This window comes from Burkholderia sp. AU44665 (assembly GCF_030504405.1).
Lineage (GTDB): Bacteria > Pseudomonadota > Gammaproteobacteria > Burkholderiales > Burkholderiaceae > Burkholderia > Burkholderia semiarida.
Genome location: NZ_JAUJRI010000001.1, coordinates 118,897 through 142,452, shown reverse-complemented (window position 1 = coordinate 142,452; position 23,556 = coordinate 118,897). Strand labels below are relative to the sequence as shown.

General features: G+C 67.1%; 19 protein-coding genes. 5 read left to right on the top strand and 14 right to left on the bottom strand.

Annotation, left to right across the window (positions count from 1 at the left end; genetic code table 11):
• Positions 1 to 36: 36 nt before the first annotated feature.
• The gene (locus tag QZM15_RS00630; RefSeq protein WP_006492882.1) at positions 37 to 486 is read right to left on the bottom strand and encodes an HU family DNA-binding protein; all 450 of its coding nucleotides are present in this window, start codon (positions 484 to 486) and stop codon (positions 37 to 39) included.
• Between the two features lie 266 nt (positions 487 to 752).
• On the opposite strand from QZM15_RS00630, the gene QZM15_RS00625 reads away from it, so the two are divergent.
• A complete protein-coding gene (locus QZM15_RS00625) occupies positions 753 to 1,871 on the top strand; it encodes an acyltransferase (protein ID WP_302105566.1) in 1,119 nt (372 codons plus the stop codon).
• Between the two features lie 370 nt (positions 1,872 to 2,241).
• On the opposite strand, the gene galU is transcribed toward QZM15_RS00625, so the two are convergent.
• Complete coding sequence (gene galU, locus QZM15_RS00620; RefSeq protein WP_006482949.1) at positions 2,242 to 3,129, bottom strand: UTP--glucose-1-phosphate uridylyltransferase GalU; 888 nt, start codon at positions 3,127 to 3,129, stop codon at positions 2,242 to 2,244.
• Between the two features lie 231 nt (positions 3,130 to 3,360).
• Positions 3,361 to 3,504 (bottom strand): hypothetical protein, encoded by a 144-nt coding sequence (locus QZM15_RS00615; protein WP_006479318.1) that lies wholly within the window; start codon positions 3,502 to 3,504, stop codon positions 3,361 to 3,363.
• Positions 3,505 to 3,721: 217 nt separating this feature from the next.
• On the opposite strand from QZM15_RS00615, the gene QZM15_RS00610 reads away from it, so the two are divergent.
• Positions 3,722 to 4,897, top strand: coding sequence for an acyltransferase (locus tag QZM15_RS00610; RefSeq protein WP_059582720.1), 1,176 nt, complete (start codon positions 3,722 to 3,724; stop codon positions 4,895 to 4,897).
• 371 nt (positions 4,898 to 5,268) lie between these two features.
• Here the strand turns inward: QZM15_RS00610 and QZM15_RS00605 are convergent, their stop codons facing one another.
• Genes QZM15_RS00605 through QZM15_RS00595 form a run of 3 tightly spaced genes read right to left on the bottom strand, consistent with a single transcriptional unit; the run spans position 5,269 to position 11,457 of the window.
• Positions 5,269 to 7,737 (bottom strand): glycosyltransferase family 4 protein, encoded by a 2,469-nt coding sequence (locus QZM15_RS00605; RefSeq protein ID WP_302105565.1) that lies wholly within the window; start codon positions 7,735 to 7,737, stop codon positions 5,269 to 5,271.
• The gene (locus QZM15_RS00600) at positions 7,734 to 9,200 is read right to left on the bottom strand and encodes a flippase (protein ID WP_059582726.1); all 1,467 of its coding nucleotides are present in this window, start codon (positions 9,198 to 9,200) and stop codon (positions 7,734 to 7,736) included. Before QZM15_RS00600 ends, QZM15_RS00605 begins: the two co-directional genes overlap by 4 nt.
• A gap of 40 nt (positions 9,201 to 9,240) precedes the next feature.
• The gene (locus QZM15_RS00595) at positions 9,241 to 11,457 is read right to left on the bottom strand and encodes a hypothetical protein (RefSeq protein WP_124658362.1); all 2,217 of its coding nucleotides are present in this window, start codon (positions 11,455 to 11,457) and stop codon (positions 9,241 to 9,243) included.
• Between the two features lie 444 nt (positions 11,458 to 11,901).
• Between QZM15_RS00595 and QZM15_RS00590 the strand changes: the two genes are divergently transcribed.
• Genes QZM15_RS00590 through QZM15_RS00580 form a run of 3 tightly spaced genes read left to right on the top strand, consistent with a single transcriptional unit; the run spans position 11,902 to position 15,003 of the window.
• Positions 11,902 to 12,966 (top strand): acyltransferase, encoded by a 1,065-nt coding sequence (locus QZM15_RS00590; RefSeq protein ID WP_059582731.1) that lies wholly within the window; start codon positions 11,902 to 11,904, stop codon positions 12,964 to 12,966.
• A gap of 35 nt (positions 12,967 to 13,001) precedes the next feature.
• Positions 13,002 to 14,048 (top strand): GDP-mannose 4,6-dehydratase, encoded by a 1,047-nt coding sequence (gene gmd, locus QZM15_RS00585; RefSeq protein ID WP_059639179.1) that lies wholly within the window; start codon positions 13,002 to 13,004, stop codon positions 14,046 to 14,048.
• Positions 14,035 to 15,003 (top strand): NAD-dependent epimerase/dehydratase family protein, encoded by a 969-nt coding sequence (locus QZM15_RS00580; RefSeq protein WP_302105564.1) that lies wholly within the window; start codon positions 14,035 to 14,037, stop codon positions 15,001 to 15,003. Before gmd ends, QZM15_RS00580 begins: the two co-directional genes overlap by 14 nt.
• A 98-nt stretch (positions 15,004 to 15,101) precedes the next feature.
• Here the strand turns inward: QZM15_RS00580 and QZM15_RS00575 are convergent, their stop codons facing one another.
• The 8 genes from QZM15_RS00575 to QZM15_RS00540 all read right to left on the bottom strand — a co-directional run bounded on the left by QZM15_RS00575 (position 15,102) and on the right by QZM15_RS00540 (position 23,554).
• Entirely contained in the window at positions 15,102 to 16,292 is a 1,191-nt protein-coding gene (locus QZM15_RS00575; protein ID WP_059583129.1) for an O-succinylhomoserine sulfhydrylase, read from the bottom strand.
• 263 nt (positions 16,293 to 16,555) lie between these two features.
• Entirely contained in the window at positions 16,556 to 18,088 is a 1,533-nt protein-coding gene (gene purF / locus QZM15_RS00570; RefSeq protein ID WP_059582739.1) for an amidophosphoribosyltransferase, read from the bottom strand.
• A gap of 51 nt (positions 18,089 to 18,139) precedes the next feature.
• Positions 18,140 to 18,634: a CvpA family protein gene (locus QZM15_RS00565; RefSeq protein WP_059582742.1), complete on the bottom strand. Its 495-nt coding sequence runs from the start codon at positions 18,632 to 18,634 to the stop codon at positions 18,140 to 18,142.
• 6 nt (positions 18,635 to 18,640) lie between these two features.
• A complete protein-coding gene (locus QZM15_RS00560; protein ID WP_099317247.1) occupies positions 18,641 to 19,477 on the bottom strand; it encodes an SPOR domain-containing protein in 837 nt (278 codons plus the stop codon).
• Between the two features lie 29 nt (positions 19,478 to 19,506).
• A complete protein-coding gene (gene folC / locus QZM15_RS00555) occupies positions 19,507 to 20,817 on the bottom strand; it encodes a bifunctional tetrahydrofolate synthase/dihydrofolate synthase (protein WP_060311225.1) in 1,311 nt (436 codons plus the stop codon).
• Between the two features lie 95 nt (positions 20,818 to 20,912).
• Positions 20,913 to 21,785, bottom strand: a complete 873-nt coding sequence (gene accD, locus QZM15_RS00550; protein WP_040139428.1) for an acetyl-CoA carboxylase, carboxyltransferase subunit beta — start codon at positions 21,783 to 21,785, stop codon at positions 20,913 to 20,915.
• A 65-nt stretch (positions 21,786 to 21,850) separates the two neighbouring features.
• The gene (trpA, locus tag QZM15_RS00545) at positions 21,851 to 22,666 is read right to left on the bottom strand and encodes a tryptophan synthase subunit alpha (RefSeq protein WP_059582749.1); all 816 of its coding nucleotides are present in this window, start codon (positions 22,664 to 22,666) and stop codon (positions 21,851 to 21,853) included.
• A 36-nt stretch (positions 22,667 to 22,702) separates the two neighbouring features.
• Positions 22,703 to 23,554, bottom strand: coding sequence for a site-specific DNA-methyltransferase (locus tag QZM15_RS00540; protein ID WP_060311227.1), 852 nt, complete (start codon positions 23,552 to 23,554; stop codon positions 22,703 to 22,705).
• Positions 23,555 to 23,556 lie beyond the last annotated feature (2 nt).

The window sequence follows — 23,556 nt, the reverse complement described above, 5'->3', positions numbered from 1 at the left end:
GGCTGCCGACATGCGTGCGGCAGCGTTGCGGCGGCATTACGCTGCCGCGTCCTTCAGCTTCTTCAGCGCACGTGCCTTCACGCGCACGCTGGCCGGCTTCGCCGGGAACCAGCGCTCTTCGCCCGTGAACGGATCCTTGCCGAAGCGCTTCTTCTTCGCCGGCACGACTTGCGCCGTGATCTTCAGCAGACCCGGCAGCGTGAACTCGCCTGCGCCCTTCTTGTGAACCGAGCCCAGCACGACGTTCTCGAGTGCGGCGAGCACTGCCTTGACCGCCTTCACTTCGACAGCTGCGCGCTCAGCGATGTGCGTTGCGAGCGATGCCTTCGTGAACTTGTCCTTCAGCGGCGTCGGAGCAGCCGGTGCTGCCTTCGCGACAGCCTTCTTGGCCACTACTTTCTTCGCGGGCGCAGCCTTTTTGGCAGCCACTTTCTTGGTCGCCGGTGCGGCAGCCTTCTTGGCCACCTTTTTTGCGGAAGTCGCCATGTTTCTCCTACCAGGTGTGGTCGTTGGATACACGAAGCGTGCAACGCGCGCGCTTCAACGCCGGATTCTACAAGCGCCTTGTCGCTTCGTGCAGTACTTTTATGCGTTTTCGCGGGGTTTCCCGCAGGTTTTGTTGCGCGCGACCGACTTCATCGACGCTCGAGCGTGAAAAAACGCCTTCACGTAGGCGCTCAAATGGGGCGAACGCGAATTACGTTCGATATTTGCGCACCTATACTGGGCCCGCTCAATGCCCGGATGCCTCCATGCGCGAAGTCAGATACGTCAAAGGACTCGACGGCCTGCGAGCCCTCGCCGTCATCCTCGTTTTCCTGTCCCACAAGGGCCACGTCCTTGCCATCGACGTCGGCAAGCTTGGCGTGTGGACGTTTTTCCTCATCAGCGGATTCCTGATCGTCGGCGAACTGCATCGCAACCGCCAGGCGGTCGAGCGCGGCGCCATGACGCGCCGCCACGCGCTCGCGCTGTTCCTCGCGAAGCGCGCGCTGCGGATCTTTCCCGTGTACTACCTGCTGCTCGCGGCGCTCGCGATCGCGCATGCGCTGTTCTACCAGCGCGGCGTCAACCTCGGGCTCGCGTGGCATGCGGCGTTCCTGTCGAATTACTGGATCGGCGTCGTCAAGGATGGCTGGCCGGGCTCCACGTCGCACTTCTGGAGCCTCGCCGTTGAACAGCAGTTCTATCTGATCGCGCCGCTCGCGCTGCTCGCGGTGCCCGCCGCGCGCCACATCGCGCTCGGCGTGGCGGCCGTCGCGCTGTGCGCGGTCGCGCATCTCGCGCTCTACCTGGCGGACGCATCGCCGGTGCTGATCTATGCGTTTTCCCCGTGGAATTTCGCGTTGATCGCGCTCGGCGGCGTCGGCGCGATGGCGCTCGCCGATCGCGGCGCGGCCGCCGCGCGCCGCGTACCGCCGGGCTGGCTCGGCGCGGCAGGCGTCGCCTTCTTCCTCGCGCTGCCCGCCTGCACGGCGTTGCCCGATGCGGTCGCGGGGCTCGCCGATCTCGGCCTGTCCGCGTCGCTCGGCGCGCTGATGCTGTGGATCGTCAGCGAGCCCGAGCATCCCGTCGTCGCGCTGCTCGACTGCGCGCCGCTCGCCTATCTCGGCACGATCAGCTACGGCTTCTACCTGTTCCACAACCTGATCCCGGCGCGTTTCGGCGCGCTGCCCGCGTCCTTCGCGCACGTGCCGATGCCGGACCTCGTCCGCGACGCGCTGCCGGAAATGCTGCAATTCGCGCTGGCCGTACTGCTCGCGCACCTGTCGTGGCGCTATCTCGAAAAGCGGCTGCTCGACTTCAAGAAGCCGATCGCCGCGATGCTGGCCCGGCACTTCGCCGTACAGCCGAGCGCGTCGCCGCGCTGAACGGCGCGCCGACGCGGCGCGCGGCGGGAGCCGGATCGGAACGCGCCGATACCGGTGACGACGCCCGGCGGCATGGCAGGCGATGCGTCATCGCGCGACATCCGCGCGACGCGCGAGCGTCGCGCATACCGCGCAATCCATCCACCGATCCGGTCACGCGGCGAATGCCGCGGCACCGGTTTCACGCACGACGTCCTGCCGCGTCGGCAGACTTCGCGCGTCGCGCGCCACCACCCCGCACCCATTCCCGGCGCCGCACGCAAACGTCGCGCACCATGCTCGTGCGCCGCAAATACAAAAAAGCCCCGGCGCGCGAGCGGCCGGGGCCAACGGAACAACCACCACCTGAAACGACGGAGCGCGCGGCCGCTTAAGCGACGGCAGCCAGCGCGGGGAGGCAGGTACGCAGGTACGCCTCGAATTCGCGGCTCACTTCCGGATGCTGGAGCGCGAGCTCCACGGTTGCCTTCAGATACCCCAGCTTGCTGCCGCAGTCGAAACGCGTACCGTAGTAGCGATACGCGAGCACCTGTTCGTTCGCGAGCAGCGACTGGACGGCGTCGGTGAGCTGCAGTTCGCCGCCCGCGCCGGGCTTGAGCTTGCGCAGATGATCGAAGATCGTCGGCATGAACACGTAGCGGCCGACCACGCCGAGGTTCGACGGCGCATCCTCAGGCGCCGGCTTCTCGATGATGCCCGACAGCTTGATGATGTCCTCTTCCCATTCCCGGCCTTCGACGACGCCGTACGAGCGGCTGTCCTCGCGCGGGATCGTCTCGACCCCGATCACCGAGCTGTGATAGTGGTCGAACACGTCGACGAGCTGCTTGAGCACCGGCTGTTCGCCGTGCAGCAGGTCGTCGGCGAGGATCACCGCGAACGGCTCGCCGTGCACGAGCTTCTCCGCGCACAGCACCGCATGGCCGAGGCCGAGCGCTTCCGGCTGCCGCACGTAGAAGCAGTTCACGTGGCTCGGCTTGATGCCGCGCACGAGCTCGAGCAGCTTTTCCTTGCCGCGTGCCTCGAGTTCGGCCTCGATCTCGTACGACTTGTCGAAATGATCCTCGATCGCGCGCTTGCTGCGCCCGGTGACGAAGATCATCTCGGTGATACCGGCGTTGATCGCTTCCTCGACCGCGTACTGGATCAGCGGCTTGTCGACGACGGGCAACATTTCCTTCGGGCTCGCCTTCGTTGCCGGGAGGAACCGCGTGCCGAGACCGGCAACGGGGAACACGGCCTTGGTGACTTTCAACATGTTCGCATCCTGATAGCGTTGTCTGCGCCGCGTCGACCCGCGACCCGGCGCGATTGTGTTCCGAACGGCATATCGAGAATCGACGGCACTGCCAATTCCGCTCCGCTCATTTTCGATATGAACTGATTGCCCAATTATTCCGGAAAAAAATATAATCGTTTCAGGCCGGTCGATATTGCCGAACCGATTGCCGGAGCAGAAACAAATTACCGATTTTCCGGATACAAATTCTTACGATTCGAATTCCTCGATATAGGGCACGCCGCCCCGTTCGAGGCCCGGGCGGATCGGTTCGTTCTTCAGCGCCTCGCGGTACGCCGACAGCACGGCCATGACCAGTAGTACTGCAGCGCTCGCGATCCAATGCATGTCCATCTTGCCGCTCCTTGCATCAATCAACTGGAGCTTCAAACTATCAGAAAAAAATCGGCAAATAATTCAGGCGGCTCTCGGAACCGCTTTCAGGTATCGATAAACCCATGATGCGGAATACCGATATTTCCGGACGAGATTTTTTTATTCATTGACGGAATTCTTGCGCATTACGATTGGATGAAACTTCCCGTCCATCCGTCGCAAGGAATCGAATCGCATGCAAGCTTTCAGCGGATCGTCTCTGGCCGCGCCGCCCGTCGCCGACCACAAGGAACACGTGATCGACGCGATGCGCGGCTTCGCGGCGCTGCTCGTCGCCTATTTCCACTGCCGCCAGGTCGTCTGGGTCGGCATGCAAAGCTTCCATCATGCTTACGGCCACGCGCTGAGCCCCGGCGCGATCGCCGGCTACCTGACCTTTCCGTTCGCGTGGGGCTCTGCCGGCGTACCGATCTTCTTCGTGATCAGCGGCTACTGCATCCACCGCAACGCGGCGCTCAAGCTGGCGGCGAACCCCGCGTACCGGCTCGACGCGCCGAACTTCTGGGTGCGCCGCTTCGCGCGCATCTACCCGGTGCTGCTCGCCGCGCTGCTGTTCACGCTCGCGCTCGACGCGGTCAGCCTGCAGATCGAGCCGGTCAGCCACAAGATCCGCGACGTCGGCGTCGTCGCGTTCCTCGTGAACCTGTTCTCGCTGCAGGGCGTTGCCGGCTATACGTACGGGTCGAACGGCGCGCTGTGGACGCTATCGCTCGAAGTGCAGTTCTACGCGATCTACCCGCTGCTGTTCGCGCTGCGCCGGCGCATCGGCATGCCGGCCGTCGTGGCCGCGGTCGCGCTCGTCAACGTCGCGTCGGCGTGGCTGCTCGAACGGCACGACCTGCAGTTCTTCACGTCCTACTGGCTGTCCTGGACGATCGGCGCGTGGATCGCCGACGTGCGCGCGCAGCAGTCGCGCGGCACGGCCGTCGTGCCGTCGCGCGCATGGTACGTCGCGGCCGCGGTGCTGCTCGCCGCCGGCTGCGGCGCGTTCCATTTCGGCCAGTACGGCGCGTTCCAGCTGTGGTCGGCAGGCTTCGCGTGCTTCCTGTACCGCGCCCTCGCCCGCCCGCCGCGCGCCACGCCGCCGCTGCGCGTGCTGAGCTGGTTCGGCGACTTCAGCTACTCGCTGTATCTCGTCCACCTGCCGCTGTTCGTCTGCCTCGGCTCGGTACTGTTCCACTCCGAGCTGCAACTGTCGATCTGGCCGTCGTTCGCGTTCATGGCCGTCGCGATTCCGGTGGCGTACCTGTTCTACCGGATGTTCGAACGGCCGGCGATGATGTGGTCGGCCAGCTTCAAGCCGACCCGCGCCGCCCGCGTCGTCGCGTCGACGCCCGAACAGGCGGTCTGACGCCGGACGGCCGGCCCGTCCGGCTCCGGAGCCCTCGCGCGGCGTCCCGCCGCTCGGGGGCTTTTTCACGGCTGGCGCGCGGTTGCAGGCCGGTTCGACAAGGGACCGGCAGCCTGCCGCGCGCCGACCGCGCCACGGCCCGCGCAAGCCGCCGGTGCGCGGTTTCCTCGGTACGACCGCGACGGTGTCCTGCTCGCGTCACGTTGCCGACGGCCCGCTCTCGTTCCGGATGACGATCGGCCAAGCTCGCGCCGACTCGGACTCGAGCCCGCCAACCCGCCCCAACCAGGCGCCTCGCCCGCCGAAAGACGAAGCCCCCGCACGGCACGACGCCGCACGGAGGCTCGTTTCCCGCCGGCGCGCGCCGGCTGCTATTTCTTCGCTTTCGCGGCCCGGGCGGCCTTCGCCGTATCGGAGAGAATCTTCTCGACCCGCTCCACGTAGGTTTCGGTCCCGAACCGCCGCACCGCGGTCGCGCGCCCGCTCGCGACGAGCCGCTCGCGCAGTGCGCCGTCGCGCTTGAGCGTCGTCAGCGCGTCGGCCAGCGCGGCCGCGTTGCCCGGCTCGCAGAGCAGCCCGTTGTCGCCGTCCTCGATGATCTCGACGACGCCGCCCGCACGCGCCGCGACGACGGGTCGGCGCGCGAGCATCCCCTCGACGATCACCCGCCCGAACGGTTCGGGCGTGATCGACGTATGCGCGACGACGTCGACGGCCGTCATGCACGCGGCCACGTCGCGCTGGAATCCGAGGAAATGCACGCGCTCGTCCATCCCGTGCTGCGCGACGTATTCGTGCAGTTGCGCCGCATAGTCGTCCTCGCCGAACAGCGGCGCGCCGACCAGCACCACGTGCATGTCGGGATGCCGCGCGGCGGCCTCCAGCAGCACGTGCTGCCCCTTCCAGCGCGCGAGCCGGCTGAACGAACCGACCAGCCATGCGTCCGTCGGCAACCCGAGGCGCGCGCGCAGCGCCGCCTGGCTCACGCCTTCCAGCGCATCGAACGGTTCGGCCGAGATGCCGTTGAACACGACGTCGACGTGCTGCGGCGTGAAGCCCGTCAGCGCGCGGAACGCCTGCGCGGATGCATCGGAGTTCGCGATCACGCGCGTGACGCCGAACCGCGCGCAGTACTTGATCGCCTGCAACTGCTTGCCGCCGAAATGGTCGGCGCTGACGATGTCGCGCAAATGCCAGACCACCGGCTTGCGCGCGAGCCGCCCGGCAAGCGCGGCGACCACCATCGCGCGTTGCGTGTTCGCGTAGATCACCTCGGCGCGACGCGCGCGCCGGGCGACGTCGCGCACGAGCCGCACGAGCTGCTTCACCGCGCCGAACGACACGCCGCCCTGCTTGCGCACGCCCGCGAGCGCGCCTTGGTCGACCACGTCGACGCGTGCGCCGATCTCGTCGAGCGCCGCGCGGAACGGGCCGTCGTCGAACAGCAGCACGTCGGCGTTCGCGCGCATGTGCTTCATGATCTCGAGCAGCGACAGCTCGGCGCCGCCGAGCACGCCGCTCTGATCGAGCACGAGCGTCGCCGGGCCGCGCGCGGCCGGCATCGGCGCGGCCGTGCCGCGCCGCGCGGTCGAGCCGGGCAGCGCTTGCTCCACGTAGTCGAGGAAGCGCTGCCGGAACGTATCGGCGGAAAACCGCTCCGCGTTCGCGCGGCACGCGTTGGGCGTGAAGCGCTGCGGCGCGCGCTCGAAATCGTCGACGGCCGCGACGATCGCGTGCGGCGTCTGTTCGTCGAAGAACAGGCCCGTCGGGTTCAGGCTCGACTGCGGGTCGAGCACGGTTTCGAGCGCACCGCCCTTGCCGTACGCGATGACCGGCGTGCCGCACGCCTGCGCCTCGACGACCGAGATCCCGAAATCCTCCTCGGCCGCGAACACGAACGCCTTCGCGCGCCGCATCCGGTCGTGCAGCACCGCGAACGGCTGATAGCCCATGATCTCGACGTTCGGGCCGGCCTTCGCGCGGATTTTCTGCATCTCGGGGCCGTCGCCGATCACGACGAGCTTGCGCTCGGGCGTGCGCGAAAACGCTTCGACGATCAGGTCGATCTTCTTGTACGGCACCATCCGCGACGCGGTCAGGTAGAAGTCCTCCTTCGCCGCGTTCAGCGAGAACGCGTCGACGTCGACCGGCGGGAAGATCACCGCGGCGTCGCGGTGGTAGACCTTCTTGATGCGCCGCGCGATGAACGCGGAATTCGCGACGAAGCCGTCCACCGCGTTCGCGGTGCGCGTATCCCAGTTGCGGATGTAATGGAGAATCATCCGCGCGAGCAGCGATTTCGGCCCGTGCGTGAGATTCGACTGTTCCAGATACTGGTGCTGCAGGTCCCACGCATAGCGGATCGGCGAATGCACGTAGCTGATGTGCACCTGGTCCGGCCCGGTCAGCACGCCCTTCGCGACCGCGTGGCTGCTCGAGATCACGAGGTCGTACTCGGACACGTCGAGCTGCTCGATCGCGAGCGGCATCAGCGGCAGGTAGCTGCGGTACTTGGTGCGCGCGAACGGCAGCTTCTGGATGAACGACGTCGTCACCGGCTTGCCGCGCACGAACGCGCGGTCGTCGAGGAAATCGACGAGGCTGAACAGGTCCGCGTCGGGAAAGCACGCGACGATCTGTTCGAGCACGCGCTCGGCGCCCGCGTAGGTGACGAGCCAGTCGTGGACGATCGCCACGCGCAGCGCACGCGCCGGCTGCCGCGCGCCGGCCCGTTCGGCCGGCACCGCGCGGTGCAGCGCGGCGGCGTCGCCCGCGTGGGCCACGGCGGCGTCGGCCGTGGCGAGATTCAGGACGGCGTGTTCCGCCAGATCGCGATTCATGCAGTTCTCCTCGCATTGAGACGGACGAACAGGTCGCGCACGAGTGCACGCAATCCCGGCGTCATCGTGAGCGACCACGCAACGTTCAGCACCAGCACGATCGCGCACAGGCCGATCGACTGGACCAGCCCCGGCCACGCTTGCGCCAGAAACAGGCTAGCGAGCAGGAAGGCGAGATGGGCGAGCATGTCGAGCACGATCGCGCGCATCCGGATCGCCGACAGATACAGCAGCACGCCGTAGTCGACGAGCGCGCGCGCCGCGACGACCACCGCCGCGCCGATCAGCCCGAAGTGATGAATGCCGAGCCACAGGCCGCCGACGAAGAACGGCATCTCGACGAGCCCGGCGAATGCCGCGCGGGCCGGGTTGACCTGCGACTGGATCAGGATGCGTGTGACGCTCGCCTGCCCGACGAGCCATACGCTGATCACGAGCACGCGGCCGACCGGCGCCGAATGCGCGGCGAGATCGGCGCCGACCCACAGCGTGAGGAACGGCGCGAGCGCGAAGATCGCGACGATGCCGACCGGCGTGAACACGCCGTTCAGGAATTCGAGCGACTGGCGCGCGAGGGTATCCGCGTGATCGCGGCCGACCGCCGACAGGCGCGGAAACAGCGTGCGCACCAGTGCGTTCGGCAGCATGTTCAGGCGCGTGACGAGGTTCTGCGGCACCGTGTAGTAGGTGACGAACTTCGCGCCCATGCCGGCGCCGAGCATCACGCGGTCGAGCGTGTCGGCGATCATGCTGGTCGTGCTCGCGATCAGCATCCAGCCGCCGAAGTTGAACAGCCCCTTCGCGGTACCCCACTGCGGCGGATCGATGCGGCGGATGCCGAGCACCTTGATGCTGGCCTGGCCGAGCATCACCGCCGCGATCAGCCGCGCGACGACGGCCGCGGCGAGCACCGTCTGCAGGTTCGGCGCGATCCACCACGCGGCGGCGAGCGGCAGCAGCTGGAACAGGAACGTGCCGATCGTCTGGTTCGTGTTGAACACGCCGAACCGTTCGGCGCCGTTGATCGCGCCGGCGAACACCCACGACACGTTCGCGAGCGGAATCGCGAGCGCAAGCCACGGCAGCGCGAGATACACCTCGTGCTGCATCGCGGCCGACACCTTCGTGAAATACGCGGTGTAGACGAACGCGCCGAAATAGATCAGCAGCCCGCCCGCGATGCCGGTGCCGAGGTTCAGCCAGAACGCGCTCCAGAACACGCGCGCGCTTTCGTCGGCGTCGCCGCTCGCGAGCGCCTTCGAGATGTGGTTCTGCGCGGCCATGCTCATCCCGAGATCGAGGATCCCGAAATAGCCGATCAGCGTCCACACGAGGCTGACGACGCCGTAGCGTTCGACGCCGAGCGCGTGGATGTACGCGGGCACGGTCACCAGCGACACGAAGGTCGGCAGGATCAGCCCGATGAAGTTGATCGAAACGTTCTTGAGTATGCCTTTGTCCATGCTTAAGCCTTGAGTGACGTCGACGACGGCGCGCCGCCCGTCACGGTTTCCAGCGATACATCAGCACCTTGCCGCGCGCGTCCTCCTCGACGAACACGAGGTATTCGCCGTTCTCGCGCCGGAACGCGCTGATGCCGAACGGCACGTCGACCCAGCCGGAGGCCTTGCCGACCTCGGCGCCCGGGCTCATCACGCCCACTTCCTTGCCGGTTTCCTTGTCGTACACGTGGATCTTGCCGACCGGCTCCACCGTGAAGATGTAGCGGCCTTCGACCGTGATCCCGATCAGGTCGAGGATCGGCTTCGCATCGAGCTGCCATGGCAGCGCAACCTGGTAGCGCACCACCGGCGAGCCGCTCGACCACTTGTCGAAGCGCACCAGCACGCGGCCGACTTCCTTGTTGATGCCCGGCTGCGGCGGCGCGTCGGCCGTGTAGCCGGTCACGTACAGCGTGTCCGTCTGCGCGTCGTAGATCGACCGGCGCAGTTGCGTGAACGGCTGCGGCATCGGGTAGGTCGTGACCTTGTCGTACGAATAGATCGGGTTGCCGGCCTTGTCGACGCCGCCGTACTGGAAGCGGTGGATGCCGCGCACGTCGCTCGTGCGCCAGATGTCGCCCTTCGTGTCGACCCACCAGCCCCAGCCGCCCGCCTTCGCCTTGCCCGTCGTGTTGATCTCGGACTCGTCGGCATCGATCCGGCCGTTGCCGTTCGCGTCGCGCCACAGCCAGTCGCCGCCCGGCGGCTTGTTCGGCACCTTGTCGACCGGCCGCGCGCGGCCCGCGATCAGGCCGGACGGAATCGCGACCTCGCCGTCGCGCTTCGCGTCGAAGCGGTAGATCTTCAGATGATCGGCGTACATGTCGGTCAGGTACAGGAACGTGCGGCCGTCGACGCGCCGCGCGATCGGCATGCCCGGATACTGGTCGGTGTGGAACACGGGGTCGTCCGGATACTTGAAGCGGTTCGACAGGAACCCGACGTATTTCCAGTCCTGGCCCGGCGGCTTCGACAGGTCGAGCTCGAAGCGCTTGTTGCCCGTGTACACGCTGTTCGGCCGCGCGGGGTCGAGCCACGCGCCGTCGACGAACAGCAGCCCCTGCACCTGCCAGCGCAGCTTGCCGTCCGGCGTGTAGCTTTCCAGCACCGCGCCGAGCCCCGCGCCGATCGTGTCGTGGCGCGGCCCGATCCCGTTCATCGATACGTAGACGTTGCCCGCGCGGTCGACGCCGACACCCGTCAGCCCGTTGAAGCGCTGCGGCCCCGGGCGCCCCGGCACCGGCCCCGCGAAGATGCCGCCGCGCTCGCCGAGCGAGCCCGACTGCGCATAGCCGTTCGCGCCTTTCGAGAAGATCAGGATCTGCTGGCGCGGCCCGTTGTCCGCGACCAGCACGCGCCCTTTCGCATCGACCGCCACGTCCACCGCGTCGGTGCCTGCCGGCAGCGCCGGCGCGTCGTCGAGCTTGCGGCCGTCGGCCCGCACGTGCACGAGATGCGCGGGCCCGCCCAGCGTATCGGTCAGCAGCCACAGCGTGCCGTCGCCCGCGAGCGCGATGCGGCCCGGCTCGTGCGCGCTCCACGTGCCCTTCCGCTGCATCGTCTCCGCGTCGTACACGTCCACCGCGTCGCGCGACGGATTGGTCGCGAACAGCGTCTTGTCATCGGCCGCGAGGCCGCCCACTTCCGCCTTCGCGTCGCCCACTTCCGAGCGTGCGGGCGCCGGCACCTCGTTCATCATCATGAAGCTGGCGGCCATTCGCGCGCGGCCGGCATCGGCGCGGCCGCCCGGCGCGACCGGCGGCGCCGCGCGAAACGGCGCGGGCTGCTTCATGTCGCCGATCGTGCGCCGCGAGATGCCGAACCATTGCTTGCCCTTGTCCGGCCAGATGCCGGGCGACTGCAGGTGGCCGCGCTCGTTGCCGACGCCGATCGCGACATACGCATACTTGCCGTTCACCGCGATCGCGTTGCCGCCGAGGTTGCCCCAGCCGTGGGTGCCACCGGCGAAGCCAAGCATCTTCCCGTCCTGGTAGACGCTCGCCTCGGCGCCGCTCTCGTCCCACGGCGCATTCGTATACACCTTGCCGTCGGGCGTCACCGCGATCGCGCGGATGTCGATCTGCGTCCAGCTGCCGTCGCCATAGCCGAACGTGTTGCCGATCCACGAGGTCGTCGCGGGCAACACCGTTTCGGCCGGCACGGCGCTCGTCAGCAGCGCCGCGCATACCGTCACGCCAACCAGAATCAGACGTCGCAATGCGCTTCTCCAGACTCGATGCAACAGCGACCGGCGCAGCCTCGGATGGCCGGCGGCTGCGCCCTGTCGCTAAATGGGTTTCAAACGTCGCGATGCAGGTTACAAGCAAAAATAATCACAAGAAATTTGGAAATATTTGGGGATGTTTCCGCCAGAAATATCGAACCGGAACAGGCAGTCAATCCGGCCCGGAAACGGCAATAACGACCGCCTTTCCCGCGCCGCCACGTAGAAAATTCCTCCCCGCGCCGCGGCTGGCGGCCGCCCGGTGCAAATCTTTCGTGTCGCGACCGTAATAATCGGCATTCGGGTATTTGCCGTCAGATAAATGGCGCGCGTTTTTTTACCGATTTCTTTTCCCTAGAATCGTTTTCGATTCCCTATTTCATTTAAAGGCATGCAATACGTACACGCATCGGATGCGGGTCGTGAAGGAGCCGCGCGATGACGGCCCTGTCGCGCCCCGCCGACCTCGCCCCGCCGCAACACGGCCGCATCGTGCAGCTCGACGGGCTGCGCGCGATCGCCGTGGGCGCCGTGTTCCTGCAGCACGCGCTGAAGGCGCCGCTGTGGATGGGCGTCGATCTGTTCTTCGTGCTGAGCGGGTTGCTGATCACCGGCATCCTGCTCGATCGCAAGGCGCGCGGGCAGTCGTACTTCAGCCACTTCTACGCGCGCCGCGTGCGCCGCATCCTGCCGCCGTACGTGCTGCTGCTGGCGGTGTCGACGCTGCTGTTCGGCGCGAGCTGGCTGCCGCACTGGCCGTGGTTCGCGTTCTTCTCGACCAATATCGGGCTGTCGCTCGGCAGCATCGGCCATGACAGCCTGAACGTGCTGTGGTCGCTCGCGGTCGAGGAGCAGTTCTACATCTTCTGGCCGTTCGTCGTGCTGTGGTGCTCGGAGCGCGCGCTGCCGTGGGTCGCCGCCGCGCTGATCGTCGCGGCGCCGGTGCTGCGCGCGATCGCGACGCCGTGGTTCGATTCGTTCTGGCCGATCTACTACCTGACGCCGTTCCGGATGGACCTGCTCGCGGCAGGCGCGTTGCTCGCGATCGTGCTGCGCCGCGACCGGCGCGCGCTGGAGCCGTTCTATCCGCTCGCGATCGTCGGCGCGCTCGTGTCGCTCGCGATCCTCGGCTGGCTGCACCTGTCGTTCCCGCGCTTTCGCGCCGCGAACACGCCGCTGTCGAACGCGGCGCTCTACAGCATCTCGCTGCTGCTGTGCACGTCGATCGTCGTGATCGCGCTGCGCGGGCGCGGCCTCGTGCAACGCGTGCTGACGAACCCGATGCTCGTCTACGTCGGCACCGTCAGCTACACCGTCTACCTGATCCACCTGAGCGTGCTGTACGCGCTGTGGCCGCTGCACCTGAACCGTTTCGTCACGGCCGCGCTGGCGCTTGCGATCACGCTCGCGTACGCGACCCTGAGCTGGTACGGCTTCGAACGGCGCCTGACGCGCGGGCCCGCGCGCCGCGCGCTGCCGGCCGCCGCCGGCACGACCGCCTGAATCTCATCATCCATCGCTTCTACCAGGACAACGCCATGAGCCAAACGCGTAAAAAGGCCATCATCACCGGAATTTCGGGGCAAGACGGTGCGTACCTGACCAAACTGCTGCTCGACAAGGGCTACGAAGTCACCGGCACCTATCGCCGCACCAGCTCGGTGAATTTCTGGCGCATCGCCGAGCTCGGCGTCGACACGCACCCGAACCTGACGCTCGTCGAACACGACCTGACCGACGCGGGCTCGAGCCTGCGCCTGCTCGAACGCACGCAGCCGGACGAGCTCTACAACCTGGCCGCGCAAAGCTTCGTCGGCGTGTCGTTCGACCAGCCGGCGACGACCGCAGAAGTGACCGGCATCGGCCCGCTGAACCTGCTCGAGGCGATTCGGGTCGTGAGCCCGAAGACCCGCTATTACCAGGCGTCGACGTCCGAGATGTTCGGCAAGGTGCAGGCGATCCCGCAAACGGAAACCACCGCGTTCTACCCGCGCAGCCCCTACGGCGTCGCGAAGCTGTACGCGCACTGGATGACCGTGAACTACCGCGAGTCGTACGGCCTGTTCGGCAGCAGCGGGATCCTGTTCAATCATGAATCGCCGCTGCGCGGCCGCGAATTCGTCACGCGCAAGATCACCGACACGGTCGCGAAGATCCGGCTCGGCAAGGCGACCCGGCTCGAGCTCGGCAATCTCGACGCGAAACGCGACTGGGGCTTCGCGCTCGAATACGTCGAAGGCATGTGGCGCATGCTGCAGGCCGACGAGCCCGACACCTACGTGCTGGCGACCAACCGCACCGAAACCGTGCGCGACTTCGTGCGGATGGCGTTCGCGGCGGCCGGCTACCAGCTCGAATGGACCGGCAAGGGCGAGCAGGAGCGCGGCCTCGACGCATCGACCGGCAACGTGCTCGTCGAAGTGAACCCGAAGTTCTATCGCCCCGCGGAAGTCGACTTGCTGATCGGCTGCGCGGACAAGGCGAAAAGCAAACTCGGCTGGGAACCGAAGACGACGCTCGAACAACTTTGCCAGATGATGGTCGAAGCGGATTTGACGCGGAATCAACACCATGACACGTTCTGAGGCCGGGCGTCCGTCGCGCCGTGCGTTCGTCACGGGCCTGACGGGCTTCACCGGCCGCTACATGGTCGAACGCCTGCAGGCGGCCGGCTACGACGTCTGGGGCACGGTCGCGCCCGGCACGCCCGGCCCCGCCGATCCGGCGTTCGCGCAGTGCACGCTGCTGCCCGTCGACCTGCTCGACGCGCAGGCCATGCGCGCGGCCGCGGCCGACGCGCGGCCCGACGCGGTCGTGCATCTGGCCGCGCGCGCGCATGTCGCGCAGGACGAGCCGTCGCAGACCTACGCGGTCAACATCGTCGGCACGCGCAACCTGCTGGCCGCGCTCGACGGCCTCGACCGCCGCCCGTCGGCGGTGCTGCTCGCAAGCAGCGCGAACGTCTACGGCAACTCGACGGCCGGCGTGCTCGACGAAACCGTCGCGCCGGCCCCGGCGAACGACTACGCGGTCAGCAAGCTCGCGATGGAATATGCGGCGAAGCTGTGGGCCGACCGGCTGCCGATCGTGATCGCGCGGCCGTTCAACTACACGGGTGTCGGCCAGAGCGATGCGTATCTGCTGCCGAAGCTCGTCGCGCACTTTGCGGGCAACGCGCCGCGGATCTCGCTCGGCAACCTCGACGTGAGCCGCGATTTCTCCGACGTGCGCGACGTGACGGCCGCCTATCTGAAGCTGATCGAAGCCGCGCCGGCCGGCGAGACGTTCAACGTCTGCTCGGAGCGCGCGTATTCGCTGAAGGAAGTGCTGGCGATGCTGTCGCGCATCGCCGGCTACGTGATCGACGTGACGATCGATCCGCGCTTCGTGCGGCACAACGAAGTGAAGCGCCTGAGCGGGTCGCGCGACAAGCTGCGGCGCGCGGTGGGCGAACTACCGATCACGCCGCTCGACGAAACGCTGCGCTGGATGGTGGACGCGATGCGTGCGGCACCGCCCGGGCACGCCGCCGCTGGCTGAACGCGAAAACACGCACGACGGCATGCGCCGAAACGACAACGGGCCGCTCTCTCGAGCGGCCCGTTTCATCGGTGCCGGGCAAAAACCGGCCGTATCGCTCAGCTGTCCAGGCCGCGCGCGAGATCGTCGCGAATGTCGCCCGCGTGCTCGAGCCCGACCGCGAGGCGAATCAGCCCTTCGGTGATCCCCGCCGCCGCACGCGCTTCCGGCGTGATGCGGCCGTGCGTCGTGGTGGCCGGATGCGTGATCGTCGTGCGCGTGTCGCCGAGGTTGCCGGTAATCGACACCAGCTTCGTGTTGTCGATCACACGCCACGCGTTCGCGCGCTGCTGCTCCGGCGTGTCGCCCTTCAGCTCGAACGACACGATTGCACCGCCCGCCTTCTGCTGGCGCTTCGCGAGTTCATGCTGCGGATGCGATTCGAGGCCCGGGTAGAACACGCGCGCGACCGCCGGATGCGCGTCGAGCCAGCGCGCGATCTCCAGCGCGTTCGCCGATTGCTTCTCGACGCGCAGCGACAGCGTCTCCATCCCCTTCAGCAGCACCCACGCGTTGAACGCCGACAGCGTCGGGCCCGCGCTGCGCACGAACGGGAACACCTTGCCCATGATGAATTCCTTCGAGCCGACCAGCGCGCCGCCGAGCACGCGGCCCTGCCCGTCGAGGAATTTCGTCGCCGAGTGCATCACGACGTCCGCGCCCAGCTTCAGCGGCTGCTGCAGCACCGGGCTGCAGAAACAGTTGTCGACGACGAACAGCGCGTTCGCGGCCTTCGCGATCTTGCCGATCGCCTCGATGTCGGCGAGTTCGGTCAGCGGGTTCGACGGCGTCTCGAGGAAGAACATCTTCGTTTCCGGCCGCACGGCTTCCTGCCATGCGTTCAGGTCGGTCGGGTCGACGAAGGTCGTCGTGATCCCGAACTTGCTGAAGATCTGCGAGAACATCCCGAGCGTCGAGCCGAACAGGCTGCGCGAGCTGACGAGGTGGTCGCCCGCCTGCAGCGCGGACATCACGACCGACATGATCGCGGCCATGCCCGACGCCGTCGCGATGCACGCCTCGCCGCCCTCGAGCGCCGCGAGACGCTCCTGGAACATGGTGACGGTCGGGTTCGTGAAGCGCGAATAGGTGAAATAGTCTTCCGAATTCGCGAAGCGCTCGGCCGCGTCGGCCGCGCTCGAGAAGCAGAAGCTCGACGTGAGGAACAGCGCTTCCGAATGCTCGTTGAAGTCGCTGCGCAGCGTGCCCGCGCGCACGGCAAGCGTGTCGAAGTTGAGGGAGTCGTCCATGTTCCGTTTTCCGTATTCGATGGCCGCGCCGACGGTCATGCACGAGGCGCGGACCCGGTCAAAACCGAGGCCAAAAACAAAAAGCCCGCTATGCGTCGGCATCAGCGGGCTTCGGTGCGGTACGACAGCGATCGACTCGGGCCGACTGCCGCCGGCCTTCGCTTTAGCTGTTTTGGGAAGTTGCCCCGCGTCCGCAAGCTGATATCAAATCGACGCAAGGCCACATCCTATCACGCCTCGATCCAAGCGCGCGCCGGCGTTCGTTACTCGACCGACAGTTGCAGGTTCATCTGCGAGCGCTCGGTATCGCTGGCCGTATCGCGATCGGCCTGCGACGCCGGCGTGAGACGCGCGCGCTCGATCGCATCGAGGTACTCGGGCGTCACGGCGCCGGTGATGTAGTTGCCGTCGAAGCACGACGCCTCGAAGCGCTCGAGCTTCGGGTTGATGTCGCGCACCGCGCGGCGCAGATCGTCGACGTCCTGATAGATCAGGTGATCGGCGCCGATGATCTTCGCGACTTCCTCGTCGGTGCGGCCGTGCGCGACGAGCTCGCCACGCGTCGGCATGTCGATGCCGTACACGTTCGGGAATTTCACGGGCGGCGCCGCCGACGCGAAGATCACCGACTTCGCACCCGCATCGCGCGCCATCTGCACGATTTCGTGCGAGGTCGTGCCGCGCACGATCGAATCGTCGACGATCAGCACGTGCTTGTCCTTGAACTCGATGCTCATCGCGTTGAGCTTCTGGCGCACCGACTTCTTGCGCACGGCCTGCCCCGGCATGATGAACGTGCGGCCGACGTAGCGGTTCTTGAAGAAGCCTTCGCGGTATTCGACGCCGAGCTTCGCGGCGACCTGCATCGCGGCCGGGCGCGACGAATCGGGAATCGGCATCACGACGTCGATCGGCACGTTCGGCAGTTCGCGCTTGATCTTCTCGGCGAGATAGTCGCCCATGCGCAGGCGCACGTTGTACACCGGCACGCCGTCGAGGCACGAATCCGGACGGGCCAGATACACGTATTCGAACATGCACGGATTCAGCGTCGGGTTCTCCGCGCACTGCTGGCTGTGGAAGTTGCCGGCCTTGTCGATGAAGACCGCTTCGCCCGGCTCCAGGTCACGCACGAATTCGAAACCGATGCCTTCGACCGCCACCGACTCCGACGCGACCATCCATTCGGTGCCGTGCTCGGTTTCGAGCTTGCCGATGCACAGCGGGCGGATGCCGAACGGGTCGCGGAACGCGAGCAGGCCGTAGCCGGCGATCAGCGACACGATCGCGTACGAACCCTGCAGGCGGCGATGCACGCCCGAGACCGCCTTGAACACCGACGCCGGGTCGAGCTCGAGGCCCGTGGTCGACAGTTGCAGCTCGTGTGCGAACACGTTGAGCAGCACTTCGCTGTCGGAGTTGGTGTTGATGTGCCGGCGGTCGATCCGGAACATCTCGTCCTTCAGCTGCATCCAGTTCGTCAGGTTGCCGTTGTGCGCGAGGATGATCCCGAACGGCGCGTTCACGTAGAACGGCTGCGCCTCGGCCTCGCTCGACGCCGAGCCGGCCGTCGGGTAGCGTACCTGGCCGATGCCGTAGGTGCCGGGCAGGCTGCGCATGTTGCGCGTGCGGAACACGTCGCGCACCATGCCGTTCGCCTTGTACATGTGGAAATTGCTGCCGTCCGCCGTCGCGATGCCCGCCGCGTCCTGACCGCGATGCTGCAGCAGCAGCAGGCTGTCATAGATCAGCTGATTGACAGGGGATTGGGAGATAACGCCTACGATGCCGCACATGGCATGTCCTTCAAGATGACAAAATCGGTTCCGTCCTGCCCGGCCGCGCCGTCACACGCGTACGTACTGGGCCATGCCGTCGGGCAGGAGCTGCTTCAGCTCGTGCACGCCCTGTTCGGCAAAAGGACGCAATAGCGCATTGCGCCAGAAATCCTGTTTGGGCAGTTCGGTCAGCCCGGCCGCCGCGACCAGCAGCACCACCAGCACACAGCCGCGGACGAGCCCGAACATCATGCCCAGCGAGCGGTCGACGCCGCCCAGGCCGCTCGCCTGCGCGATCCGCGACAGCAGCGCGTTCGCCACGCCGGCGACCAGCACGACGCCGATCACGAGCAACGCGAAGGCGATCACCCACTGCGTCAGCGCGCCGCCCGGCCAGTTCGCCGGAATGTACGGCACGACCAGCCCGACGTAGCGGCCCGCGATCACGACCGCCGCGATCCAGCCGATCAGCCCGAAAATCTCGGACACGAAGCCGCGCCACGCGCCGCGCAGCGCCGACAACGCGATCACCGCCAATACAGCGTAGTCGAAAGCCGTCAGCATCGCACGTTACTGCGTCAGTCCGGCTTCGCGCACCTTCGCGATCGCGGCGGATGCCGCCGCACGATCCGCGAACGGGCCGGCACGCAGCAGTGTAGCCGTGCTGCCGTCGGCCTGCTTGCTGTGCTCGACATATGCGGGCACGCCCGCCGATTTCAACTTGGTGGCCCACGAACGGGCGGTCGCGGCGTCCTTGAACGAACCGAGCTGCACCGCGAAGCGCGCACCGGCCGGCGACGCCGGCGACGATGCGTCGCCGCCGTCCGGGCTCGCGGCGCCGGCATTCGCGACGGTTGCGGGCGCAGGCTTCGGCGCGGCCGGTTTCGCCGCCGGAGCGGCCGGCTTCGGCGCGGGCTTCGGCGGCGTCACGCTCGCGGTGGTGGTCGTATCGGGTTTCGCGGCCGGCTTGGCGACATCCTTCGGCGCGGGCGCCGGTGCGGCCGCCACGGCCGCGTCGGATGCGGGCGGTTCGTCGTGCGCGACGCCCGCCTGCACGTCGGACACGTCGTCGTCGCGCGGCGCGACCGCCTGGTGCGCGGGCCGGTTCGGGATGTCGATCGCGATGTCGTCGGTGACCGGCTTCGGGTGCGAGTCGAGCACCATCGGGAGCACGATCACGGCGGCCACGACGAGCGCGATCGCGCCGACGAGGCGACGGCGCGCGCGTTGCTTTTCAGGAAGGGTCGGATCGAGGAGCAGTGCGTCCGATTCCGGACGCTCGGTGCGGCGCGTGCGGCGCTCGACGCGTTCAGTGCGCTCCGTGCGCACGTTCCGGGAGGCCCCGGTGCGACCGCCGCGCCGCGGGGGCGCGTCGTCGTCTTTCTTGCCGAACGAGAAAATTCCCATGAATGGCTGAGTCCGAAACTGCCCGTCAGTCAGTGTTGCTGCGATTTACGGTAGGCCAGCACGCCGGCAACCGTATGGAAACTGCCGAAAACCACGATTCTATCATTCTCGGATGCTCTTTTTAGTGCATCGCGAAACGCTTCCGCGGGCGACGCGTAACGCGTCACGCTCGAATCGGGCCCCTCCTCCACGCCGGCCTTGCGCAGCGCGGCTTCGAGCTGCTCCGCGGAGGCTGCGCGCGGCAGCGGCAGGTCGGTCACGCACCAGTGGTCGATCTCGCCCTTCAGGTGCTGCAGCACGCCGTCGATGTCCTTGTCGTGCATCGCGCCGAACACCGCGTACGTGTACGGGAAGAAACCCATGTTGCCGAGGTTCTGCTCGAGCACGGCCGACGCATGCGGGTTGTGCGCGACGTCGAGCACGATCGCCGGCTTGCCGGGCAGCACCTGGAAGCGCCCCGGCAGCTCGACGTTCGCGAGCCCGAGCCGGATGTCCTGCGCGGACACCGGCAGCACCGGGCGCAGCGCCTCGAGCGCGGCGAGCGCGGCCGACGCGTTGATCAGCTGGTTCGCGCCGCGCAGCGCCGGATACGCGAGCGCCGGATAGCGCTTGTCGCGGCCGAGGTAGCTCCATTGCTGGCGCTCGGCCCCTGCCTGCGCCTCGTAGCGGAAATCGCGGCCGACGAGCCACAGGTCGGCGCCGATCGCTTCGGCGTGGTCGACGAGCGTCTGCGGCGCGGCCGGATCGCCGCAGATCGCCGGCTTGCCCGCGCGGAAGATCCCCGCCTTCTCGAACGCGATCTTCTCGCGCGTGTCGCCAAGGTATTCGGTGTGATCGATGTCGATGCTCGTGACGATCGCGCAATCGGTGTCGATGATGTTCACCGCATCGAGCCGGCCGCCGAGGCCGACTTCGAGGATCACCGCGTCGAGCCCGCGCGAGGCGAACAGATGCAGGATCGCGAGCGTCGTGAATTCGAAATACGTGAGCGACACGGGCTCGGCCAGCGACGTGCGCGCGGCTTCGACGGCCTCGAAGTGCGGCAGCAGTTCGTCGTCGGTCACGTTCTGCCCGTTCACGCGCGCGCGCTCGTTGAATGCGAGCAGGTGCGGCGACGTGTGGCAGCCGACCTTGTAACCCGCGCGCACGAGAATCGTCTCGAGGAACGCGCAGGTCGAGCCCTTGCCGTTCGTGCCGCCGACGGTGATCACCGGGCACGCGAATTCGAGCTGCAGCGCCGCCTTGACCTGCCCGATGCGGGTCAGGCCCATGTCGATGCCGACCGGGTGCGCGCGTTCGAGATGCGAAAGCCACGCGTCGAGAGTGGGAAATGTGCTCATCGGATCAAATCTGGATCGGTACCGCCACTACGCCAAAAAGCAAAGCGCGCCGCCTGAGAAGCCAGGCGACGCGCGGAGTCACGACGTTGCGCCGGTCAGGCCAGCGCGTCGGCCGGCTGTCGCTGCAGCAGCGCGAGCAACTGCGCGATCTCGTCGCGCATCTTGCGACGGTCGACGATCATGTCGATCGCGCCCGTCTTCAGCAGGAATTCGGCGCGCTGGAAGCCTTCCGGCAGCTTCTCGCGGACCGTCTGCTCGATCACGCGCGGGCCGGCGAAGCCGATCAGCGCCTTCGGCTCCGCGATCACGACGTCGCCGAGGAACGCGAAGCTCGCCGACACGCCGCCCATCGTCGGGTCGGTCAGCACCGAGATGAACGGGAGCTTCGCTTCGGCGAGCTTGGTCAGCATCGCGGTGGTCTTTGCCATCTGCATCAGCGACAGCAGGCTCTCCTGCATCCGTGCGCCGCCCGATGCCGTGAAGCAGATGAACGGCACGTGCTGCTCCAGCGCGTTCTGCGCACCGCGCGCGAAGCGCTCGCCGACGACCGAACCCATCGAGCCGCCCATGAACGAGAATTCGAAGCACGCTGCCACGACCGGCAGCGTATGGATCGCGCCGCCCATCACGACCATCGCGTCGGTCTCGCCGGTTTCGTCCATCGCTTCCTTCAGACGATCGGGGTACTTGCGGCTGTCCTTGAACTTCAGCGAGTCGACCGGCACGACTTCCTGGCCGATCTCGTAGCGGCCTTCCGGATCGAGCAGCCCGTCGAGGCGCTCGCGCGCGCCGATGCGCATGTGGTGATCGCACTTCGGGCACACGTGCAGGTTCGCGTCCACGTCGTTGCGATAGAGAACGGCCTCGCAGGACGGGCACTTGACCCACAGGCCTTCCGGAATGCCCTTGCGGCTTTTCGGGTCGGTCTGCTTGATCTTCGGCGGCAACAGTTTGTCGAGCCAGCTCATCGTATGGTTTCCTGTTCCGTGGCGGGGCGGGCCGACGCGGCCCGTTCCCGCTTCCTGTGTTGTGTTTATCGCGCCGTGTTGCCGGCACCGTCCAGGGCGGCGCGCAGCTCGGCGATGAACGTCTTCAGCGCGGCGGCGGCACCTTCCGGCGCGGCGCTCTCGAGCAGTTGCACGAGGCGGCTGCCGATCACGACGGCGTCCGACACTTCGGCCACCGCACGCGCCGTTTCGGCGTCGCGGATACCGAAGCCGACGCCCACCGGAACCGGCACGCGCGACTTGATGGCCGGGATTTTACCTGCAATGCTCGAAACATCCAGATTTCCCGCGCCGGTCACGCCCTTGAGCGACACGTAATACACGTAGCCGCTCGCGATCTTGCCGACGTCGGCGATGCGTTCGTCGGTCGACGTCGGCGCGAGCAGGAAGATCGGATCGATCTGCGCGGCCCGCATCTTTTCGGCGAACACGCCCGCCTCTTCAGGCGGATAGTCGACCACCAGCACGCCGTCGACGCCGGCCGCGTGCGCTTCGGCCGCGAACGCGTCGACACCCATCCGTTCGATCGGGTTCGCATAGCCCATCAGCACGACGGGGGTTTTGGGGTCGGTTTCGCGAAAACGCTTCACGTCGGCGAGCACGCTCTTCAACGTGACGCCGCGCGCGAGCGCGCGTTCCGACGAGCGCTGGATCACCGGGCCGTCGGCCATCGGGTCCGAGAACGGCACGCCGAGTTCGATCACGTCCGCGCCGCCGGCGGCGAGCGCGTGCATGAATTCGACGGTTTTCGCGGGGTCGGGGTCCCCGGCCGTGATGAACGGGATCAGGCCCTTACGGCCTTGTTCGGCGAGTGCGGCGAAGGTCTGCTGAATACGGGACATGGCAATTTTCCTCAGTGCATTCGGCGGCGGCGCGATTCACGCGCACGCCGGCGCGGCGAGCGCGCTCACGCGCTCGTGCGCGATCGCACAATAGCTTTCGTTGATCTCGTAGCCGACGAAGTCGCGCCCCTGCCGTGCGCAGGCCACCGCGGTCGTGCCGCTGCCCATGAACGGATCGAGCACGCGGCCGCCCGGCGGGCAGCTTGCGAGCACCATCCGCTCGATGATTTCCAGCGGCTTCTGGGTCGGATGATCGACGCGCTCCGCGTGCTGCCGGTGCAGGCGCGAGACCGACCAGACGTCCTTCGGGTTGTAGCCCATCTCCAGCCACTTGCTGCCTTCGAACAGCTTGCGCGAGCGGGCCTTCTTCGTGTCGGCGTCGTACGGGATGCGGACCGGATCGAGATCGAAGTAATACGCTTTGGAAACCGCGAAAAAGCCGATGTTGTCGTGCACCGACGTGAAACGGCGCGTCGTGCCGCCCATGCTCGGCACGCGCCGGTCCCAGATGATCTCGTTGACCATCGTGAGTTGCGTCTTCAGGAAACTGAAGATTTCCGGCGCGTACTGCCACGTGCAGAAGATGTACATCGACCCGCTCGGCTTCAGCTTCGGAATCGCGAGTTCGAGCCACTCGCGCGTCCACGCGAGGAAATCGTCGCCCGAACGCTTGTCCGAATCGTTGCCGTAGTCCTTGCCGAGCCCGTACGGCGGATCGGCGACGATCAGGTCGATCGACGCATCCGGCAAGTGCGCGGCATCGGTCAGGAAATCGCGGTTGTGCAGTTCGATACCGGGCGGCAGCGCGCGCGGCACGGCGGCGGCCGGCTGAACCGCCTCCGCCTCGCTCGCGGCGCCGCCGCCCGGCTCTTCGATCAGGTCACGCATCG

Bases quoted from the DNA above. Each gene is read 5' to 3' on its own strand.
- QZM15_RS00630 (WP_006492882.1), bottom strand. From the start codon at position 486: ATGGCGACTTCCGCAAAAAAGGTGGCCAAGAAGGCTGCCGCACCGGCG.
- QZM15_RS00625 (WP_302105566.1), top strand. From the start codon at position 753: ATGCGCGAAGTCAGATACGTCAAAGGACTCGACGGCCTGCGAGCCCTC.
- galU (WP_006482949.1), bottom strand. From the start codon at position 3,129: ATGTTGAAAGTCACCAAGGCCGTGTTCCCCGTTGCCGGTCTCGGCACG.
- QZM15_RS00615 (WP_006479318.1), bottom strand. From the start codon at position 3,504: ATGGACATGCATTGGATCGCGAGCGCTGCAGTACTACTGGTCATGGCC.
- QZM15_RS00610 (WP_059582720.1), top strand. From the start codon at position 3,722: ATGCAAGCTTTCAGCGGATCGTCTCTGGCCGCGCCGCCCGTCGCCGAC.
- QZM15_RS00605 (WP_302105565.1), bottom strand. From the start codon at position 7,737: ATGAATCGCGATCTGGCGGAACACGCCGTCCTGAATCTCGCCACGGCC.
- QZM15_RS00600 (WP_059582726.1), bottom strand. From the start codon at position 9,200: ATGGACAAAGGCATACTCAAGAACGTTTCGATCAACTTCATCGGGCTG.
- QZM15_RS00590 (WP_059582731.1), top strand. From the start codon at position 11,902: ATGACGGCCCTGTCGCGCCCCGCCGACCTCGCCCCGCCGCAACACGGC.
- gmd (WP_059639179.1), top strand. From the start codon at position 13,002: ATGAGCCAAACGCGTAAAAAGGCCATCATCACCGGAATTTCGGGGCAA.
- QZM15_RS00580 (WP_302105564.1), top strand. From the start codon at position 14,035: ATGACACGTTCTGAGGCCGGGCGTCCGTCGCGCCGTGCGTTCGTCACG.
- QZM15_RS00575 (WP_059583129.1), bottom strand. From the start codon at position 16,292: ATGGACGACTCCCTCAACTTCGACACGCTTGCCGTGCGCGCGGGCACG.
- purF (WP_059582739.1), bottom strand. From the start codon at position 18,088: ATGTGCGGCATCGTAGGCGTTATCTCCCAATCCCCTGTCAATCAGCTG.
- QZM15_RS00565 (WP_059582742.1), bottom strand. From the start codon at position 18,634: ATGCTGACGGCTTTCGACTACGCTGTATTGGCGGTGATCGCGTTGTCG.
- QZM15_RS00560 (WP_099317247.1), bottom strand. From the start codon at position 19,477: ATGGGAATTTTCTCGTTCGGCAAGAAAGACGACGACGCGCCCCCGCGG.
- folC (WP_060311225.1), bottom strand. From the start codon at position 20,817: ATGAGCACATTTCCCACTCTCGACGCGTGGCTTTCGCATCTCGAACGC.
- accD (WP_040139428.1), bottom strand. From the start codon at position 21,785: ATGAGCTGGCTCGACAAACTGTTGCCGCCGAAGATCAAGCAGACCGAC.
- trpA (WP_059582749.1), bottom strand. From the start codon at position 22,666: ATGTCCCGTATTCAGCAGACCTTCGCCGCACTCGCCGAACAAGGCCGT.
- QZM15_RS00540 (WP_060311227.1), bottom strand. From the start codon at position 23,554: ATGCGTGACCTGATCGAAGAGCCGGGCGGCGGCGCCGCGAGCGAGGCG.